16 protein-coding genes are annotated in these 18,391 nt (G+C 66.7%); 7 read left to right on the top strand and 9 right to left on the bottom strand.

Features of this window, described 5'->3' with window-relative positions; translation table 11 throughout:
* Window positions 1–15: 15 nt before the first annotated feature.
* Both AB3147_RS10840 and AB3147_RS10835 read right to left on the bottom strand, forming a co-directional pair.
* The gene (locus tag AB3147_RS10840; RefSeq protein WP_286890233.1) at window positions 16–993 is read right to left on the bottom strand and encodes a Bug family tripartite tricarboxylate transporter substrate binding protein; all 978 of its coding nucleotides are present in this window, start codon (window positions 991–993) and stop codon (window positions 16–18) included.
* Between the two features lies 1 nt (window position 994).
* Window positions 995–2,269 carry an amidase gene (locus tag AB3147_RS10835; protein WP_367351923.1) on the bottom strand — a complete coding sequence of 425 codons (1,275 nt, stop codon included), beginning with the start codon at window positions 2,267–2,269 and terminating at the stop codon, window positions 995–997.
* A gap of 89 nt (window positions 2,270–2,358) precedes the next feature.
* Between AB3147_RS10835 and AB3147_RS10830 the strand changes: the two genes are divergently transcribed.
* On the top strand, window positions 2,359–3,270 hold the full coding sequence (locus AB3147_RS10830; protein ID WP_367351922.1) for a LysR substrate-binding domain-containing protein: 912 nt from the start codon (window positions 2,359–2,361) through the stop codon (window positions 3,268–3,270).
* A gap of 22 nt (window positions 3,271–3,292) precedes the next feature.
* Here AB3147_RS10830 and lpdA read toward each other — a convergent pair whose 3' ends face one another.
* The 6 genes from lpdA to cadR form a co-directional block, all read right to left on the bottom strand.
* Window positions 3,293–4,696 (bottom strand): dihydrolipoyl dehydrogenase, encoded by a 1,404-nt coding sequence (lpdA, locus tag AB3147_RS10825; protein WP_367351921.1) that lies wholly within the window; start codon window positions 4,694–4,696, stop codon window positions 3,293–3,295.
* Between the two features lie 2 nt (window positions 4,697–4,698).
* Complete coding sequence (locus tag AB3147_RS10820) at window positions 4,699–6,150, bottom strand: dihydrolipoamide acetyltransferase family protein (RefSeq protein ID WP_367351920.1); 1,452 nt, start codon at window positions 6,148–6,150, stop codon at window positions 4,699–4,701.
* A 1-nt stretch (window position 6,151) separates the two neighbouring features.
* A complete protein-coding gene (locus AB3147_RS10815; protein ID WP_367351919.1) occupies window positions 6,152–7,195 on the bottom strand; it encodes an alpha-ketoacid dehydrogenase subunit beta in 1,044 nt (347 codons plus the stop codon).
* A gap of 2 nt (window positions 7,196–7,197) precedes the next feature.
* Window positions 7,198–8,430, bottom strand: coding sequence for a 3-methyl-2-oxobutanoate dehydrogenase (2-methylpropanoyl-transferring) subunit alpha (locus AB3147_RS10810; protein WP_105238419.1), 1,233 nt, complete (start codon window positions 8,428–8,430; stop codon window positions 7,198–7,200).
* A gap of 199 nt (window positions 8,431–8,629) precedes the next feature.
* Entirely contained in the window at window positions 8,630–9,223 is a 594-nt protein-coding gene (locus AB3147_RS10805) for a nitroreductase family protein (protein WP_175185146.1), read from the bottom strand.
* Window positions 9,224–9,327: 104 nt separating this feature from the next.
* Window positions 9,328–9,762, bottom strand: a complete 435-nt coding sequence (gene cadR / locus AB3147_RS10800; RefSeq protein ID WP_175126100.1) for a Cd(II)/Pb(II)-responsive transcriptional regulator — start codon at window positions 9,760–9,762, stop codon at window positions 9,328–9,330.
* Between the two features lie 97 nt (window positions 9,763–9,859).
* On the opposite strand from cadR, the gene AB3147_RS10790 reads away from it, so the two are divergent.
* The 5 genes from AB3147_RS10790 (at window position 9,860) to AB3147_RS10770 (ending at window position 16,721) form a co-directional block, all read left to right on the top strand.
* Window positions 9,860–12,376, top strand: coding sequence for a heavy metal translocating P-type ATPase (locus AB3147_RS10790; protein ID WP_438860970.1), 2,517 nt, complete (start codon window positions 9,860–9,862; stop codon window positions 12,374–12,376).
* A gap of 180 nt (window positions 12,377–12,556) precedes the next feature.
* Window positions 12,557–13,456: a helix-turn-helix domain-containing protein gene (locus tag AB3147_RS10785; protein WP_343736756.1), complete on the top strand. Its 900-nt coding sequence runs from the start codon at window positions 12,557–12,559 to the stop codon at window positions 13,454–13,456.
* A 191-nt stretch (window positions 13,457–13,647) separates the two neighbouring features.
* Window positions 13,648–15,333: a thiamine pyrophosphate-binding protein gene (locus AB3147_RS10780; RefSeq protein ID WP_367351918.1), complete on the top strand. Its 1,686-nt coding sequence runs from the start codon at window positions 13,648–13,650 to the stop codon at window positions 15,331–15,333.
* A 49-nt stretch (window positions 15,334–15,382) separates the two neighbouring features.
* The gene (locus AB3147_RS10775; protein WP_175124182.1) at window positions 15,383–16,369 is read left to right on the top strand and encodes a tripartite tricarboxylate transporter substrate binding protein; all 987 of its coding nucleotides are present in this window, start codon (window positions 15,383–15,385) and stop codon (window positions 16,367–16,369) included.
* Window positions 16,370–16,403: 34 nt separating this feature from the next.
* Window positions 16,404–16,721, top strand: a complete 318-nt coding sequence (locus AB3147_RS10770) for an NIPSNAP family protein (RefSeq protein ID WP_056316357.1) — start codon at window positions 16,404–16,406, stop codon at window positions 16,719–16,721.
* A 108-nt stretch (window positions 16,722–16,829) separates the two neighbouring features.
* On the opposite strand, the gene speG is transcribed toward AB3147_RS10770, so the two are convergent.
* Window positions 16,830–17,414 (bottom strand): spermidine N1-acetyltransferase, encoded by a 585-nt coding sequence (speG, locus tag AB3147_RS10765; RefSeq protein WP_175124181.1) that lies wholly within the window; start codon window positions 17,412–17,414, stop codon window positions 16,830–16,832.
* 184 nt (window positions 17,415–17,598) lie between these two features.
* Here speG and AB3147_RS10760 point away from each other — a divergent pair, with 184 nt between their 5' ends.
* On the top strand, window positions 17,599–18,390 hold the full coding sequence (locus AB3147_RS10760; RefSeq protein ID WP_367351917.1) for an IclR family transcriptional regulator: 792 nt from the start codon (window positions 17,599–17,601) through the stop codon (window positions 18,388–18,390).
* Window position 18,391 lies beyond the last annotated feature (1 nt).

The following is an 18,391-nucleotide window of genomic DNA, read 5'->3' as shown; positions in this document are numbered from 1 at the left end:
ATAACAAATACCAGATCAGTCCGGCGCGGCGCCCGACGCCTGCACAATCTGCTTCCATTGCATGAATTCAGCCTGTTGGCGAGCGGCCAGCTCCGCCGGGCCGTCGTGCATCATCGTGACCCCCAACTGATCGAACTTCGTTTTCAGAGCGGGATCGGCCATGACCTTGCGGATCGCCTGATGTAGCCGGGCGACTGCGCTCTCGGGCACATCCTTCGCGCCATAGAATGCCACCCACAGGTCACCCGTAAAACCGGGAATGAACTCATTGATGGCGGGGACATCGGGCAACAGCGGGTTTCTTGCGGCGCTGCTGACGCCCAGCGCGCGCAGCTTGCCGGCTTTGATGCTCTCCAATGCGGACGGCAGGCTGGCGAAAAGCATCGGCACCTGGTTGCCCATGACGTCGGCCATCGCGGGCGACACGCCGCGGTACGGAACATGCTGCATGCGCAGTCCGCCAAGTTCGTTCAGCATGACGCCCAGCAGGTGATTCAAGGTGCCCGCCCCCGCCGAGGCGTACGGGTACGTATCCGGACTGGCCTTGACCAGCGCCATGAATTCATTCATGTCCTTCGCCGGAAACGCCGGATTCACGCACAGGACATTGGGCACTTCGCCCACGGCCGCGATCGGCGCGAAATCCTTGATGGGGTCAAACTTTGCGTCTTTATAGACCCAGGGAACGATCAGCTGGTTGCTGTTCGCGGTGAACAGCACGGTGTAGCCATCTTGAGGCTCACGCAGAAACGCCTGAGTGCCCACCACCCCGCCCGCGCCGGGTTTGTTGATCACGATCACTGGCTGGCCCAGTTCCGGGCCCAGTTTTTCGGCCATGATGCGGGCCACGATATCCACGGTGCCGCCCGCCGCTGTGGGCACGACGATATTGACCGGCCGGTTGGGGTATTCACCCGCGGCCCGCGCGGCGCCCGAGACGGCTGCGGCCGCGCACAGCGCCACCAGCGCTTGCTTCAGTAACTTGAACCCCATGTCATTCCCCTTGCTGTGTCAGCAGATGATGTAGTTGTCGACCCATGGCGAGCAACCTGCGGTCGTCTCCCCAATTGCCGACCAGTTGCATGCCAATGGGCAAACCTGCCCGGTTGAAAGCGGTCGGCAGGTGCAGGCATGGCCATCCCAACACCGACCAGATCTTGTTGAAGACGCCATCGCCTGTATGGCTCAGCCCCTTGGGCGCTGGCCCCGGCGTGCTGGGCGTCAGGATCAGATCCGCGCCGCCATAGCGCGCACGCCACCCATGCCGCAGCGACGCCTGCACCGCGAGCATTTCGCGGTACTCCCCGGCGCCGATGGCCAGGCCGTGCGCCACGGCCTGCCGCAGGGCCGAACTCACGCGATCCCCAATTTGCGCCACCACCGGCATCAGGCTGCGCGCAAACTCGTAGTGCATGATGATGTCGTGCGCTCGCAGCAGCAGGACCGTTTCCGCGGCCGATTCCACGGGTTCACAGTGCACGCCATGCGCATGCCACGCTTTGCATGCGCGGGCGATTTCCCGCTGGCTTTCCGGGCACAGCGCGGCGTTGGGATTGTCCAGTTGCACCCCGATCGTCAGCGACCGCGCCGGCGCCTCGTCAGCGTGCCCGTCGGCGATCAGCACTTGGGCGATCGCCTCCGCATCCTCGACGGTGTTCGAATACCAGCCGATGGTGTCCAGCGATTCGCATGTCAGCTTCATGCCATCGCGGAACACCTGGCCGAAGCCGGGTTTGAAGCCCACCACGCCGCAGAATGCCGCAGGCCGGATCATCGACCCGCCGGTCTGCGTGCCTAGCGCCGCGGGCACCATGCCGGCGGCGACCGCAGCCGCGGAGCCGCTGGAGGAACCGCCCGGCGTATGTCCCAGCGCATGCGGGTTGCGGGTGGGCCCCGGCGTCCTGAAGGCGAACTCCGCCGTCACCGTCTTGCCCACCGGCACCGCCCCTGCAGCGCGCAGCATCCCCACGCAGCACGCGTCGAACCGGGCAGCGCCGCCGGCCAGGTCTGGCACGCCGAAGCCGGTGGGCATACCCGCCACGTCGATCACGTCCTTGACCCCGATCGGCACGCCAGCCAGCACGCCCTCTGTACCAGCCGGCGCTTCAAGCGCTTCCGGGTCCGCCGTATGGCACCAGGCGCGGATGGCGCTGTCCTGCTCGCCGATAGCCCTCAAGCTGGCGCGCGCGGCCGCCAGCGGTGCCACCTCGCCCGCGCGGACGCGACGAGATAGCGCTTGGACAGAAGGGGAATAAGGTGCGACAGGCATGGTGTATTCCAGCAAACGGCTGAACAGCTTCGATGCCGTATCTTAGGAATACAATTAATCCATGTCCAATATGTAATTTGGCATCAATTATGTCGAAATCAGAATTAATCTTCCTGGACGGCCGACTGCTGGTCCTGTTTTGCACGCTGGCCGAGGAACTGCATTTCGCCCGGGCTGCGGCGCGCCTGTTCATGACACAGCCGCCGCTCACCCAGCAGATCAAACGGCTGGAAACGCTGGTCGGCGTGGCCTTGTTCGAACGGACGACGCGCTCGGTCAAATTGACGCCCGCCGGCGAGATCATGTACGAGCGAGCGCGGCGGATTTCCGCTGATACCCAGTTGATGTTGCGCCAGGCGCGCCGTACGGCGCGCGGCGAGACCGGCTCGCTCGTCATTGGCATCACGCCCAGCGCCGCCAGTTCGCCCCTGGTGTCGGCGCTTAGCCACTACCGCGACGCGCACCCGGAAGTCCGGATCGACCTGCGCGAAATGAACTCGGTGGACATGGACCCCGCACTGCGTTCGCGAATCGTGGATGTCGCCCTGATGCGTCCGCACCCGCTGGACGCCGATATCCAGACCGCGGGCGTTCACGAAGAGCCCCTGTGCGTGGCGCTGCGTCACGACCACCTGCTGGCAAACCAGCGCGACGTATCGCTGCAGGAGCTTCTGGAGTTCCCCATGGTGGGCTATCGGCAGGACATCTCACCCTACTTCCGCAGCATGATCCAACGGCTTTTTGCACGCGCGCAACTCAAGCCATTGATCGCGCAGGAAAGCGTCATCCCCACCCTGCTGACGCTGGTGGAGGCCGGCGTCGGACCGGCGATCGTGCCCCAATCCTTGAGCCGGATGCGCCCGGATTCGCTGCGTTTTTTGCCGCTGCGCGATATCGCAGGCGAAAAAGCGCAGATCGTGCTCGCCGCGATGCGGGACCAAAGCAATCCGGCCCTGGAGGGATTTGCAGCGGCGCTGGCGCATTCCGGCTCACGCCGCTAAGCGCCAGCCCTTCCGGCGGGCGCTAGATATGCAACGCGTGCCCCAGCGCCTTGAGCGCGGCCTCCTGCACCGCCTCGCCCAGCGTGGGATGCGCGTGGATCGTGCCCGCCACGTCTTCCAGCGTCGCGCCCATTTCCAGCGACTGCCCGAACGCCGTCGACAGCTCCGACACCGCGCGCCCCACCGCTTGCCACCCCACAATCAGATGGTTGTCGCGCCGGGCCACCACGCGCACGAAGCCGTCGGTGGATTCCAGCGTCATGGCACGGCCGTTGGCGGCAAAGGGGAATGCCGCCGTCACGCAGTCCAGCCCGGCGCTTTCAGCCTCCTGCGGCGACAGGCCTGCGACCACGACCTCGGGGTCCGTGAAGCACACGGCAGGAATGGACGCTGGCTGGAAGTGGCGGCGCTTGCCCGCCACCAGTTCGGCCACCATCTCGCCCTGCGCCATCGCGCGGTGCGCCAGCATGGGCTCGCCTGCGATGTCGCCAATGGCCCAGACATCCCGCATCGACGTGCGGCACTGGTCGTCGATGCGCAACGCGTTGCCCTTGCGGTCCAGTTGCAGGCTTTCCAGTCCCCAGCCTTGCGTGCGCGGGCGGCGTCCCACCGAGATCAGCACGCGGTCGGCGGGCAGCAGCGTTTCGGCGCCGCTGGCGTCCTGCACGCGCACCGCGTCGCCCTTGCCGTTCAGTCCCAGCACCTTGCGACCCAGATGCAGCGCCACGCCCATCTTGCCCAGCGCGGCCGCGACAGGCTTGGTGAGTTCGGCGTCGTAGGTCGGCAGGATGCGGTCCTGCGCCTCGACGACGGCGACTTCTGCGCCCAGCTTGCGGTACACGGTGCCGAGTTCCAGCCCAATATAGCCGCCGCCCACCACGACCAGTTGCTTCGGGATGCTGGTGGGCGACAGGGCCTCGGTGGACGACACCACCATTCCGCCGAATGGCATGGACGGCAGCGGCGTGGGTTCGGATCCCGCCGCCAGCAGCAGGTGTTCGCACTGGATGCGGATGCGGCCCGCATCAGGCGTTTCGACTTCGGCCGTCTTGCCATCCAGCAGCGTGGCCCAGCCGCGCACGACTTCCACGCCGTTCTTCTTGAGCAGCGCGCCGACGCCGCCCGTCAGCTTGCCGACGATGCCGTCTTTCCAGGCCACGGTCTTGGCGATGTCGATGCGCGGCGCGTCGACCACGATGCCCAGCGCCGATTCGCCGGCGTAGTGACGCGCCTTGTCGAATTCCTCGGCTGCGTGGATAAGCGCCTTGGACGGGATGCAGCCGATGTTCAGGCAGGTGCCGCCCAACTGCGCGCCCTCGACCAGGATGGTGGGCACGCCCAGTTGCCCGGCGCGGATGGCGGCCACGTAGCCGCCGGGACCGCCGCCGATCACCAGCAATGTCGTTGTCTTTGTGATCTGGCTCATGCTTACTCCACGAAAAGCAGCGCGGGTTGTTCCAGCAGCGCGCGCACGGCCTGGATGAAGCGCGCCGCGTCCATGCCGTCCACCACGCGGTGGTCGAAGGACGACGACAGGTTCATCAGCTTGCGCGCCACCACGGCGCCGTTGCGGAAGGCCGGGCGTTCGACGATGCGGTTCACGCCCACGATGCCAACTTCAGGGTGGTTGATCACCGGCGTGGTGACAATGCCGCCCAAGGGACCGAGGCTGGTGATGGTGATGGTCGAGCCGGACAGTTCGTCGCGCCCGGCCGAGCCGCTGCGCACCGCCTGGGCCAGCCGCGTGATCTCGGCCGCCATGGACCAGAGATCCCGCGCCTCGGCGTGGCGCATCACCGGCACCATCAGGCCGCCGTCGCTTTGCGTGGCGATGCCGATGTGCACCGCGCCGTAGCGCGTCACCACGCCGGCCTCGTCGTCGTAGCGCGCGTTGATCTGCGGAAAATCGCGCAGCGCCACGACCATTGCGCGGGCCAGAAGCGGCAGCAGCGTCAGTTTGCCGCGCTGCTCGCCCCATTTGGCGTTGAGCTGCACGCGCAGGTCTTCGAGCTCGGTCACGTCGATTTCCTCGACGTAGCTGAAGTGCGGGATGCGGCGCTTGGATTCGGCCATCTTCTGCGCGATCTTCCTGCGCAGCCCGATGACGGGCACGGCGTCTTCGTCGTTGCGTTCGGCGTAGGCCGAGCCGGCGCGGGCGTTGCTTGCCGAGCCCTGCCCTTGCAGCCAGGCGTCCAGGTCTTCGTGCAGGATGCGGCCGGCCGGGCCGCTGCCTTGCACGTAGCGCAGTTCGACGCCCAGATCCCACGCGCGCTTGCGCACGGCGGGTGAGGCCAGCGGCTTTTCGCCGGGCTGGCGGACTGCGGCGGGCGCGCCGCCGGATTGGCGCCCGGCCGGCGACTTGGCCGACACCGGCGCGGGACCGGATGCGGATGCCGAGGTTGAAGACTTAGCAGGCGTGGAAGGTGCGGGCGTCGATACGCCGGGTGCCGATGCGCCGGGCGTCGATGCGCCGGGCGTCGATGCGCCGGACGTCGCTACGCCAGACGCCGCAGCACCACTTTCCACCAGACTCGGCCCACCCGCCCGCTGCGCCCCGTCGGCAGCAATCCCCTCACCCGCAGGCACAGCCGCCTTCGCCGCCGGCGCCGCCGCAGCGCCCGCCTTCACATTCCCTTCGCCTTCGACTTCCAGCCGGATCAGCTCGCCGCCCACGGCCATCACCTGGCCAACATCCCCGCCCAGCGAAATCACCTTGCCGACCACCGGCGACGGAATTTCGACCGTGGCCTTGTCCGTCATGACGTCGGCCAGCGGCTGGTCCTCGGCGACGGTGTCGCCCACCTTGACGTGCCAGCCCACCAGCTCGACCTCTGCGATGCCTTCGCCGATGTCGGGCATCTTGATGATATGAATCCCCATGTCATGCCTCCATCGCGCGTTTGAACGCTTCGCCGACCCGGCGCGGGCCGGGGAAGTACGCCCATTCCTGCGCGTGCGGATAGGGAGTGTCCCAACCGGTCACGCGCTCGACGGGCGCCTCCAGATGATGGAAGCAGTGTTCCTGCACCAGGGAAATCAGTTCCGCGCCAAAGCCGCAGGTGCGCGTGGCTTCGTGCACGACCACGCAGCGCCCGGTCTTCTTGACCGAGTTCACGATGGCGTCCAGATCCAGGGGCCAGAGGCTGCGCAGGTCGATGACCTCGGCGTCGATGCCGGTCTCTTCGGCCGCGGTCAGCGACACGTGCACGGTGGTGCCGTAGGTCAGCACCGTCAGTTCCGAACCCGGACGCACGATGGCGGCCGATTCCAGCGGCACGGTGTAGTAGCCGGTGGGCACGACGCTGCCCGGGCGGCCGGTCCACGGCGTAACCGGGCGGTCATGGTGACCGTCGAACGGGCCGTTGTAGAGGCGCTTGGGTTCCAGGAAGATCACCGGATCGTCGTTCTCGATGGCGGCGATCAAGAGGCCTTTCGCGTCGTACGGATTGGACGGCATCACCGTGCGCAGCCCGCAGACCTGCGTAAACATGGCCTCGGGGCTCTGGCTGTGCGTTTGCCCGCCATAGATGCCGCCGCCGCAAGGCATGCGGATGGTCATGGGCGCAATGAACTCGCCCACCGAGCGGTAGCGCAGGCGCGCGGCTTCAGACACGATCTGGTCCGAGGCCGGATAGAAGTAGTCGGCGAACTGGATCTCGCACACGGGCCGCAGCCCGTACGCGCCCATGCCCACCGCCACGCCGACGATGCCGCCTTCGGAGATCGGCGTGTCGAACACGCGCGAGCTGCCGTACTTGGCCTGCAGGCCTTCGGTGCAGCGGAACACGCCGCCAAAGTAGCCCACGTCCTGCCCGAACACGACGACGTTGTTGTCGCGCTCGAGCATGACATCCATGGCCGAGCGCAAAGCCTGGATCATGGTCATCGGCGCCGAGGCCGGACCAGCGTTGATATCGATTGCCATGGTCAGACTCCGAGCTGCTGGCGCTGCCGGCGCAGATGCTCCGGCATGTCCTTGTACACGTCTTCAAAAATGCTGGCGGCGCTGGGGACGTGGCCGTCCACCAAAGTGCCGTAGCTCTCCGCTTCCTTCTGGGCCGCCAGGATCTCGGCGTCGAGTTCGGCGCGGACTGCGTCGTGCTCGGCGTCGGACCAGATGCCCAACAGGATGAGGTGTTTCTTGAAGCGCTCGATCGGGTCGCCCAGGGGGAAGTGGCTCCAGTCGTCGCCGGGACGGTACTTGGTGGGATCGTCGGAGGTGGAGTGCGGACCGGCCCGGTAGGTCACCCACTCGATCAGCGTCGGGCCGAGATTGCGGCGCGCGCGTTCGGCAGCCCAGATCGACGCGGAATAGACCGCCAGGAAATCGTTGCCGTCCACCCGCAGCGACGCAATGCCGCAGCCCACGCCGCGGCCCGCGAAGGTCGCGCCCTCGCCGCCGGCGATCGCCTGGAAGGTCGAGATGGCCCACTGGTTGTTGACCACGTTCAGGATGACGGGCGCGCGGTAGACGTGCGCGAAGGTCAGCGCGGTATGGAAGTCGGCTTCGGCGGTGGCGCCGTCGCCAATCCAGGCCGAGGCAATGCGGGTGTCGCCCTTGATGGCCGAGGCCATGGCCCAGCCCACCGCCTGGATGAACTGCGTGGCCAGGTTGCCCGAAATCGTGAAGAAGCCGTTTTCGCGGTCGGAATACATGACCGGAAGCTGGCGGCCCTTGAGCGGGTCGCGCTCGTTGGACATGAGCTGGCACATCATCGTCACCAACGACACGTCGCGCGACAACAGGATGCTTTGCTGGCGATAGGTGGGAAAGCACATATCCCCCTTTTCCAGCGCCATGGCGTGGGCGGTGCCGATGGCCTCTTCGCCCAGGCTCTGCATGTAGAACGAGATCTTCTTCTTGCGCTGCGCGGTCAGCATGCGCCCATCGAAGATGCGCGTCTTGAGCATCGCCCGCATGCCGGCGCGCAGCAGGTCGTGGCTGATCTCAGGCGCCCACGGGCCGACGGCGCGGCCGTGCTCGTCGATGACGCGGACCAGGCTGTAGGCCAGTGGACCGGTGTCGACCGCGGCAACATCAATGGGGGGTTTGGGCACCTCGCCGGGCGGCGAAAGATGCAGATAGGAGAAGTCTGTCTTGCAACCCGGTCGCCCTGTCGGCTCGGGGACGTGCAACTTCAGCGGCCCATATTGGCTCATGTATTGTCTCCACGCTTGATCGTGTCATGCGTTTTCTTCCTACCAAGGCGTTGCCAGAGGCGTGTGACCTCGGACGCTACCGTCGACGGCTTGCGCCCGGGGATACTTGGGCAAAGCCGTTGACGAGATTAGCACAGGGGACAGGGCCGATGAGCGGGCCGCGCGGCCTTTTGGGGCCGCATTGGACTGAGGGTTTTCCTCAGGCGGCGCCGGTCCATTCCGTGACGAATTCACGGTAGTCCGGACGCTTGGCGGGCGGCACCGCGCACGCGGGCGTGCCGACGGCCAAAAAGCCCAGGAAGCGGTAATCCAGCGAGTCCAGGCCCAGCGCGTCCTGCACGTCTTCAACGTACGTGCCCAGGCCGGTGCTCCAGAACGCGGCGTAGCCCAGCATGTGGACGGCGTTCAGGATGTTCATCACCGAGCAGCCGGCGGCCAGCAGCTGTTCCTGTTCGGGGATCTTGGTGTTGCCGTGGGCGATCTTCTGGGCCACGGCGATGAACAGCGGCACGCTGGCCATCCATTCGCGGACCGACTTTTCCTTTTCGGGCGTCATGCGCGGGTCGCCGCTGCGCTTGACGGCGTCAAGCGCCATGTCCGCCAGCTTGCCGATGGCCTCGCCCTGGATCACGACATAGCGCCACGGACGCAGCGCGCCGTGATCGGGCGCAGACATGGCGGCCTGCAGGATCTGTTCGAGTTCGTCGGGTTTGGGCGCCGGCGCCCGCAGGAACTTGAAGGAGCGGCGCGAGGTCAGGGCGTGGAGCGGCGTGGCGGTCTGGTTTACGGTCATTGATCGATGCGCAAATGGGAAAGAAACAGATTCTCATAGTACGCGATGACGTCTGACCGGTCGCTGATCCCCCGGACTGCAACAAGGACATCCCGGCGGTGCGCTCAGCCCAGGTGGGTGTGCCGCTCCTGCCGCTCTTCGACCTGCATTTCGCTCAGCCCGTGCAGGATGCCGCAATCGTCCGAGTCGGGCCGCGCCGACACGCAGCGCTGGCGCAAGTCGCTCAATTGGGCTTTCAGTTGCATCAGTTCGGCGATGCGCTCGTCGACATGCGAGATGTGCTCGTCGAACAGCTTGTTGATGGGGCCGCAACCGGTGCGATGGTTGTCGGCCACGGACAGGATGGCGCGGATTTCGTCCTGCGTCATGTCCAGCGCGCGGCAGTTGCGGATGAGGCGCAGGCGCTCCAGATGCGTCTGGCCATAGGTGCGGTAGTTGTTCAACCCGCGCTCCGGGGCGGGCAGCAGCCCCTCTTTTTCGTAATACCTGACGGTTTCGACCGTGGTGCCGGCCGCCGTGGCCAATTCGCCGATACGCATCGCTGCCTCCCGGATCCGATCCGATGATTAGGGGTTGACCCTATAGTAACTCCAAGGTGTGGAATCGCGTCATCAGCTTATTTGAAGGGTCAAGCGGATGTCTTTACCTCCGGTCAAAGAACACAAACATCAGTCGGGCAAGCACGGCGGCGCCTGCTGCGGTGGCGGACACTCGCCTGCGCCGGTCGCCGTCGCGCGCGTTGAGACGCCAGGCGATGCCGCCTGCTGCGGCCACGAACATCCGAAGGCGGCGGGCGAGGCCCCCGGCCGTGGGCATGATGCGCACGCGGGTCACGACCACAGCCACGGGCACGATGCCCACACCGGCCACGATCACCATCACCGCCACGGCCATGGCAGCGAGCATGGCGCCGACACCTGCTGCGCGCCCGCTGCCGCAGCCCCGGCTGCCCAGGACGATTCCTGCTGCGGCCACGCGCATGGCGATGCGGTTCTGCAGCCGGCCGCCGCCGCGACGCTCACCGCCGGCCCCGGCCAGCTGCTTGCGCGCCTGCGCATCGGCCAGATGGATTGCCCCACCGAGGAAACGCTGATCCGCAAGAAGCTCGCCGGCGTGGACGGCGTGCATGCGCTGGACTTCAACCTGATGCAGCGCATCCTGACCGTGGTTCACGCCGACGGCGCGCTGGACCGCATCATCGCAGCCATCAAATCGCTGGACATGACGCCCGAGCCCCTGGCCGACGGCGCGGCGGCCGCGCCCGCCCCCGCCGCCAAGGCGGTGAACTGGTGGCTGATCGGCGGCGCGGGCGTGCTGGCGGCGCTGTCCGAGTTCTCGCATTTTGCCGGCGGCCCGTTGCTGCTGACCGCGGCACTGGCCGTGGCCGCCATCCTGGCCTGCGGGGTCAGCACCTATCGCAAGGGCTGGATTGCCGTGCGCAACGGCAACCTGAACATCAACGCGCTGATGAGCATCGCCGTCACCGGCGCCGTGCTGATCGGCCAATGGCCCGAAGCGGCCATGGTGATGTTCCTGTTCAACGTGGCCGAACTGATCGAAGCCCGCTCGCTGGACCGCGCGCGCAACGCCGTGCGCGGCCTCCTGGATCTGGCGCCCGACACCGCTACCTTGCGCCAGCCGGACGGCACTTGGGCAGAAGTGCCCGCCGCATCGCTGCAGCCGGGCGGCATCGTGCGCGTGCGGCCGGGCGAGCGCATCGCCGCGGACGGCATCGTCGTGAACGGCGCGTCGGCTGTGGACCAGTCGCCCATCACGGGTGAAAGCCTGCCCGTCGAAAAAGCCCAGGACGATCCGGTGTTCGCAGCCACCATCAACACCTCCGGTTCCTTTGAATACCGCGTGACCGCCGCGGCCGGCAACACGACGCTGGCGCGCATCATCCACGCGGTGGAACAGGCGCAGGGCGCGCGCGCGCCCACGCAGCGCTTCATCGACCGGTTCTCGCGCATCTACACGCCTGCCGTCGTGGCCGTCGCGGCGGCCGTGGCCGTGCTGCCTCCGCTGCTGTGGGGCCAGCCGTGGTTCGACGCCATCTACCGCGCGCTGGCGCTGTTGATCATCGCCTGCCCATGCGCGCTGGTGATTTCCACACCCGTCAGCATCGTCAGCGGCCTGACCGCCGCCTCGCGCCGCGGCATCCTCATCAAGGGCGGCGTCTATCTTGAAGAAGGGCGCAACCTGAAATGGCTGGCGCTGGACAAGACCGGCACGCTGACGCACGGCAAGCCGGTGCAGACCGATCTGCAGGACTGGGACGCCCCGGCGCAGAATCCCCACCCCGCCGCCCTGATCGCCGCCAGCCTGGCTGCCCGGTCGGACCACCCCGTGTCGCTCGCCGTGGCCACCGCAGCGCGCGAGGCCGGCAGCGCGCTGCTGGAGGTCGACACCTTCACCGCCCTGCCCGGCCGCGGCGTCAGCGGCCAGGTCGACGGCCAGACGTACCACCTGGGCAACCGCCGCCTGATGCGCGAACTGGACGTCTCCAACGCCGCGCTCGACGCCCGCTTCGACGCGCTGGAAAGCCAGGGCAAGAGCGTCATCGCGCTGTCCGACGGCAGCCGCGTACTGGCGCTGGCGGCTGTGGCCGATACGGTCAAGCCCACCAGCGCCCAGGCCATCGCCGACCTGCACGGGCTGGGCGTACGCACGCTGATGCTGACGGGCGACAACACGCCGACTGCGCAGGCCATCGCGCGCCAGGTCGGCATCGACGAAGCGCGTGGCGACCAGCTGCCCGAGGACAAGCTGACCGCCATTGAAGGCAAGCTTGCGCCGGACGTGCGGGTCGGCATGGTGGGCGACGGCATCAACGACGCGCCCGCGCTGGCCCGCGCCGACATCGGCTTTGCAATGGGCGCGGCCGGCACCGGCACGGCCATCGAGACCGCCGACGTGGCGCTGATGGACGACGACCTGCGCAAGATCGGCACCTTCCTGCGCCTGTCTCGTGCCACGCATCGCGTGCTGGTTCAGAACATCGCGCTGGCGCTGGGCATCAAGGTGGTGTTCCTGGCGCTGGCCGTGACGGGCCACGCGACGCTGTGGATGGCGGTGTTTGCCGACGTGGGCGCGAGCCTGCTGGTGGTGGCCAACGGCCTGCGGCTGCTTCGCGCCGCGCCGGCCAGCCGCTGACCCGCAAGCAAGGTGCCGCGCCGCCTCCACAGTCGGGCTGACTGCGGCGGGCTCGCTGCAGCGGGCGGCGCCGATCCAAAGCGGCCTGCGAACGCAGTCTCCACCGAAAGCCCTCGCCGCGATTGCCCGTATGATGGCGAAAAACAGAGCCGCCCCGCGCGCCATCAAGGAGACTCCCGCTTGTCCGCAGGTTCGCATTCGCCCATCCCGGAAACGTTTCCCACCTTTGAATCATCGGATTTCTCGGGCGAGGGATCCTTTTATTTCGACCTCGTGCGCCTGCAGGATCACGACGACATTCCGCGCGGCTTCCTGCACCGGCACCGCTATTACCATCTGCTGTGGATGACCGAGGCGCAGGGCACCCACCTGCTCGACTTCGAGCAGCACGCGGTGCGCGACCACTCGGTCTTCTTCCTGTCCCCGGGCCAGATTCACGCTTGGACGTCGTCGGTAAAACCCAGCGGCTACGTCATGAACATCAGCACCGAATTCTTCGCGCAGATGTTCCCGCGCGCGGACGACATCGCCAAGTTTCCGTTCTTTCACCTGGCGGGCGGCCCGCCCGTGATCTACCTGACCCGCGAGCAGCACGACGCCATGCTGCCGCTGCTGGCCGAGATCGAACGCGAAACGCGCGACCGGCAGACGGGCCGGTTTGACGTGGTGCGCTCGTACCTGCTGATCCTCCTGACGCAGCTTCGCCGCCTGTATCCGGCCGACGAACGCGAGACCGCCGCCGGTCCCAGTTATTCGCTGGCCAAGCGCTTCACCATGCTGATCGAAGAGCATTACCTGGACTTCTCGGCTATCCGCCAGTACGCCGACGCCCTGTGCGTCAGCGAGCGCCAGCTCAACGACGCGGTCAAGCGCAGCGTGGGGCGCACCGCCAGCCAGCTCGTGCAGGAGCGCATTGCGCTGGAGGCCAAGCGGCTGCTGTGCAACACGGACTTGAGCATCGCCGAGATCGGATTCCAGCTGAACATCGAGGACCCGGCGTACTTCACGCGCTTTTTCAAGAAGCACACGGCCTGCACCCCGGGCGACTTCCGCAAGAAGTACTACCGCCCCATCGAATGACGGCCCCGTCGGATGGCGGCCGTAATGAATGACGGCGCCGTTGGATGACGGCCATACCGAATGGCGGCCGCGTCGCCCGCCCCGCAAAAAAGTGCAAAACAAGCTCTGATCTGTCCTAACGCGCCCTGACCCGGGCTGCGTAAAGTTCATCCGGACTCAACCCGCCGCGCTGCGGCCAGATTGAAACTGCGATGAATGACACTTCGACATTGATGACGGGCGGCCAGCATGTGGTGCGGGCCTTGCTGGAACACGGCGTGGACACCGTATTCGGCGTGCCCGGCGAGAGCTACCTGGATGTATTGGATGCGCTGTATGCGCACCGCGAGCAGATCCGCCTGGTGTCCTGCCGGCATGAAGGCGCGGCGGCATTCATGGCCGAAGCGCACGGCAAGCTGACCGGCCGACCCGGCATCTGCATGGTGACGCGCGGCCCCGGCGCCACCAACGCCAGCATCGGCGTGCAGACCGCGTTCCAGGATTCCACCCCGATGATCGTGCTGGTGGGCCAGGTCGGCAACGACATGGTCGAGCGCGAGGCCTTCCAGGAAATCGACTACCGCCGCATGTTCGGCCAGTTCACGAAGTGGGTGGCGCAGATCGACAGCGCCGCGCGCGTCACCGAATACCTGAACCGCGCCTTTTCCGTCGCCACGTCCGGCCGCCCCGGCCCCGTGGTGCTGGCGCTGCCCGAGGACATGCTGACGGACGTGGCCCCGGCCCTGTCCTGCGGCGCGATCCAGGTGCCGCAGGCCTACCCGGCGCCCGACGCGATGGCCGGCATGCGCACGCTGCTTGCCAACGCGCAGCGTCCCCTGCTGATCGCCGGCGGTTCCGGCTGGACGGACGCGGGGCTGGCAAGCCTGACCCGCTTTGCCGAACTGAACGGCCTGCCGGTCGCGTGCTCGTTCCGCCGCCAGGACCTTTTTGATAACCACCACGCGCAGTACGTCGGCGAAGTCGGCATCGGCGTGAACCCCGAACTGGCCGAGGCCGTGCGCCAGGCCGACGTCATCCTGGCCGTGGGCGCGCGGCTGGGCGAGATGGTGACGGGCGGCTATACCCTGCTGCAATCGCCGGTGCCCAGCCAGACGCTGATCCATGTGCTGGCCAGCGCCGAAGAGCTGGGCCGCGTGTATCAACCCGCGCTGAAGATCCAGTCCGGCATGGATGCCTTTGCGGCGTCGGCGGCGGAACTGACGCCCGTGGATGCGACGCCGTGGCGCGACTGGACGCAGACGCTGCGCGGCAACTACCTGCGCTACACCGAGCTGCCCGCCGCGCGCGGAGACATGGACCCGGCGCGCGTCATTGCCACGCTGCGCGACCAGCTCGACCCGAGCGCCATTCTGACCAACGGCGCGGGCAACTACAGCGCCTGGGCGCATCGCTACTACCGCTTCAGCCAACCGCGCACGCAATTGGCGCCCACCAGCGGCGCCATGGGTTACGGCGTGCCCGCGGCCATCGCGGCCAAGCTACGACACCCCGAGCGCCAGGTGATCTGCCTGGCGGGCGACGGCTGCTTCCTGATGACCTCGCAGGAACTGGCCACCGTGAAGCAGCACCAGCTGGGCATCGTCTTAATCGTGTTCAACAACGGCATGTACGGCACGATCCGCATGCACCAGGAGGTGCACTACCCCGGCCGCACCATCGGCACGGACCTGTGCAACCCGGACTTCGTGGCCTACGCCCAATCGTTCGGCGTGACGGCCGAACGCGTGGACACCCATGAAGCGTTCGGCCCCGCGTTGGCGCGTGCGCTGGACAGCGGTTCCCCCTATCTGATCGAACTCAGTCTGGACCCCGAGGTGATCACGCCCCGGGCCACGTTGACGAGCCTGCGCGAAAAGGCGCGCACCGCCGGCGCCTGACAGATCAGGCGCGGCGTTTACATAAAAAAATCCAACACTGGAGAGAGACATGACCACAACCCTGACCCCGCGCCGCCTGGCGGCCGCCTTCCTGATGACCGCCGCCTCGCTGGGCGCGGCCGCAACGGCTGCCGCGGCTGATTTCCCCGAGCGCCCCCTGCGCATCATCGTGCCGTTCGCCGCAGGCGGCGCCACCGACGTCATCGCCCGCACCGTGGCGCAGTCCATGTCCACCCGGCTGGGCCAGCCCGTCGTGGTGGAAAACAAGGCCGGCGCCAACGGCAACATCGGCGCCGTCATGGCGGCCCGTTCCGAAGCCGACGGCTACACGCTGCTGATGGCCACGTCCAGCCACGCCATCAACGCCTCGCTCTATCACAAGCTGGACTACAACCTGACGCGTGACTTCGCCGGCCTGTCGAACCTGGCCTCGGTGCCGCTGGTGCTGGTGGTGAACCCGTCCGTGCCGGCCAAGACGCCGCAGGAGCTGGCCGACTACGCCAAGGCCAACGGCAACCGCGTGAACTACGCGTCCGGCGGCACCGGCACGGCCTCGCACCTGGCGGGCGCGCAATTCAATTCGCTGGCCGGCGCGCAGATGACGCACGTGCCGTACAAGGGCGGCGCGCAGGCGCTCAACGACCTCATGGGCGGACAGGTCCAGATCATGTTCGCCAACCTGCCAGAGGTGCTGTCGCAGGTGCAGGCAGGCCGCCTCACCCCCATCGCCGTTACCGGCACGCAGCGCCACGCCGCCCTGCCCAACGTGCCCGCGTTTTCCGAGACGGCCTATACGGCCATGAACGCGCGCTCGTGGTTCGGCCTGTTCGTGCCGGCCGCCACGCCCGCGCCCGTGGTGGAAAAACTGTCCAAGGCCATCACCGACGGCATCGCCGACCCGGCGGTGCAGGACAAGCTCAAGGGACTGGGCGCCGACCCGGTGGGCGATGGTCACACCGCCTTCCAGAAATATGTCAACACGGAAGTGGAACGCTGGAGCGTGCTGGTCAAGCAGTCCGGCGCCACCGCCGACTGACGCCCGTTTTTGCAACCGCCATCAAGGATTCATCATGCTTTACGACGTACGTACCTACACCTGCCGCGCCGGCACCATCAAGAAGCACCTGGCGCTGTATGCCGAACACGGCTACGAGGTGCAGAGCCGCCATCTGGGCAAGCCGCTCGCCTACATGCAGACCGAGACGGGCAACGTCAACACCTACATGCACATCTGGGTCTATGACAGCGCCGCCGACCGCGAAGCCAAGCGCCAGGCGCTGCAGAAGGATCCGGCCTGGGCGACCTATCTGACCAAAAGCGCCGAGGCCGGCTACCTGATCAGCCAGGAAAACCGCCTGATGACGCCGACGGCATTCTTCAAGCCCTGATGTAAAACGCCGCCTCGCGCATGAAGCGCAGGGCGGCGCGATGGTTCAGGTTTCGTTCGGCGAAGGCCGCGGCGTGTGATGCCGCGGCCTTCGCCTTTGCAGGCGGCGTCAGCCCGCCTGGTCTTCCTGCGGCCAGTCCCGCAGCACGGGCGCATCCGGCGCGCCCGGTCCCACGTCGCGCAGATGGTCGTGCTGCAACAGCGCCATCCGATAGGCATCGCGGTACGCGCCGTTGGAAAAGAACTCTTCCTTGAGCAGGCCTTCGATCTGGAAGCCGCAGCGCTCGTACACGTGGACGGCAGCGGTATTGTCCTTGTCCACCACCAGATACACCTTGTGCAGGTTCAGCACGCGGAACGCGTAGCCCACCGCAATGCGCGTGGCGGCCTTGGCGTAGCCGCGGCCCTGGTAGCTGGGCGCGATGATGATCTGGAATTCGGCGCGGCGGTGGATGTAATCGATCTCGACCAGTTCGACCAGCCCGGCCGGCTGCCCGGTGTCGTGCTCGATGATGAAACGCCGCTCGTTCTGGTCATGCAGGTGGCGGTCGTACAGAGCCACGAGTTCGTCATAGGCCTCGTAGGGCTCTTCGAACCAGTAGCGCATGATGACGTCGTTATTGTTGATCTTGTGCACAAAGTGCAGGTCGCCGCGTTCGAGCGGGCGTAGTTTGATATCGGATGCGACCGACATAGATACCTCGAAATGACCGCTGGGGTGCGGCCATTCTATGTCAAGGCCACGGGTCCTGCGTTCAGGAAACCGTTGCCGGGTTGCGAGCACACAAGTATCTCTAGGAAATACCTAAGAATCTTTATAAAATCCCTGATTCCCCCGCCCGCCGCGGACGCCCACCGCCCACTTTTCTGCGAATCCCATGAGTCGTCCCGACCCTCTCTTCGTTCAATCCCTGGCCAAAGGCTTCGAACTGCTGGAAGCCTTTGCCCAACGCCCGTCCACCATGAGCATGAACGAACTCATGGAAATCACGGGATTCGACCGCAGCACCACGCAGCGCATGACGCACACGCTGGTCACGCTGGGGTATCTGGAACGCGGCGCCGGTGGCAAGGGCTATACGCCGGGCAAGAAGATCCTGCAGCGCAGCTTTGACTACATGCGCAGCGTGCCGCTGCTGGAACGCGCCACCCCGCTCATCGCCGAGATGCAGCGCGAAACCAATGAACGCGTGGAACTGAGCCTGTTCGACGACCTGTACATCATTTTTGCGCTGCGCCGCCAGACCAAGCGTCAGACTTTCAGCAGCACGCTGGCCGGCCGCGCCCTGCCGATGGTGCAGACGGCCGGGGGCCGGGCCATCATGTCCCACCTGCCCGAAGAGGAAGTCGAGGACATCCTTGCGCGGTCCAAGGACATGCCGCTTGCCACGATTCCAAGCACGCCAAAGACCGACAACGAACCGGACCGCATCCGGGGCCTGGTTCAGCAGGCGCGCCAGGACGGCTATGCGACGGCCATCGAGGAAAGCATGCTGGGCGAGCTGAACCTGGCCGCCGCCATCCTGGATCATCGCCACCGGCCGGTGGCAGCCATACAGATCGCGGGGCTGGTGTCCGAATGGGCCTCGCCGGCGGAATTTGCGCGGCGTTATTCGCCGCTGCTGCTGACTGCGGCGCGGGGGCTGAGCGGCAAGGTCGGCCTGTCTTGAC

The organism is Achromobacter animicus (assembly GCF_040775605.1).
Lineage (GTDB): Bacteria > Pseudomonadota > Gammaproteobacteria > Burkholderiales > Burkholderiaceae_B > Achromobacter > Achromobacter animicus.
This window is presented reverse-complemented; position numbering and strand designations above follow the sequence as displayed.

Coding starts and splice junctions, on each gene's coding strand:
- AB3147_RS10840 (WP_286890233.1), bottom strand. CDS start 993: ATGGGGTTCAAGTTACTGAAGCAAGCGCTGGTGGCGCTGTGCGCGGCC.
- AB3147_RS10835 (WP_367351923.1), bottom strand. CDS start 2,269: ATGCCTGTCGCACCTTATTCCCCTTCTGTCCAAGCGCTATCTCGTCGC.
- AB3147_RS10830 (WP_367351922.1), top strand. CDS start 2,359: ATGTCGAAATCAGAATTAATCTTCCTGGACGGCCGACTGCTGGTCCTG.
- lpdA (WP_367351921.1), bottom strand. CDS start 4,696: ATGAGCCAGATCACAAAGACAACGACATTGCTGGTGATCGGCGGCGGT.
- AB3147_RS10820 (WP_367351920.1), bottom strand. CDS start 6,150: ATGGGGATTCATATCATCAAGATGCCCGACATCGGCGAAGGCATCGCA.
- AB3147_RS10815 (WP_367351919.1), bottom strand. CDS start 7,195: ATGGCAATCGATATCAACGCTGGTCCGGCCTCGGCGCCGATGACCATG.
- AB3147_RS10810 (WP_105238419.1), bottom strand. CDS start 8,430: ATGAGCCAATATGGGCCGCTGAAGTTGCACGTCCCCGAGCCGACAGGG.
- AB3147_RS10805 (WP_175185146.1), bottom strand. CDS start 9,223: ATGACCGTAAACCAGACCGCCACGCCGCTCCACGCCCTGACCTCGCGC.
- cadR (WP_175126100.1), bottom strand. CDS start 9,762: ATGCGTATCGGCGAATTGGCCACGGCGGCCGGCACCACGGTCGAAACC.
- AB3147_RS10790 (WP_438860970.1), top strand. CDS start 9,860: ATGTCTTTACCTCCGGTCAAAGAACACAAACATCAGTCGGGCAAGCAC.
- AB3147_RS10780 (WP_367351918.1), top strand. CDS start 13,648: ATGAATGACACTTCGACATTGATGACGGGCGGCCAGCATGTGGTGCGG.
- AB3147_RS10775 (WP_175124182.1), top strand. CDS start 15,383: ATGACCACAACCCTGACCCCGCGCCGCCTGGCGGCCGCCTTCCTGATG.
- AB3147_RS10770 (WP_056316357.1), top strand. CDS start 16,404: ATGCTTTACGACGTACGTACCTACACCTGCCGCGCCGGCACCATCAAG.
- speG (WP_175124181.1), bottom strand. CDS start 17,414: ATGTCGGTCGCATCCGATATCAAACTACGCCCGCTCGAACGCGGCGAC.
- AB3147_RS10760 (WP_367351917.1), top strand. CDS start 17,599: ATGAGTCGTCCCGACCCTCTCTTCGTTCAATCCCTGGCCAAAGGCTTC.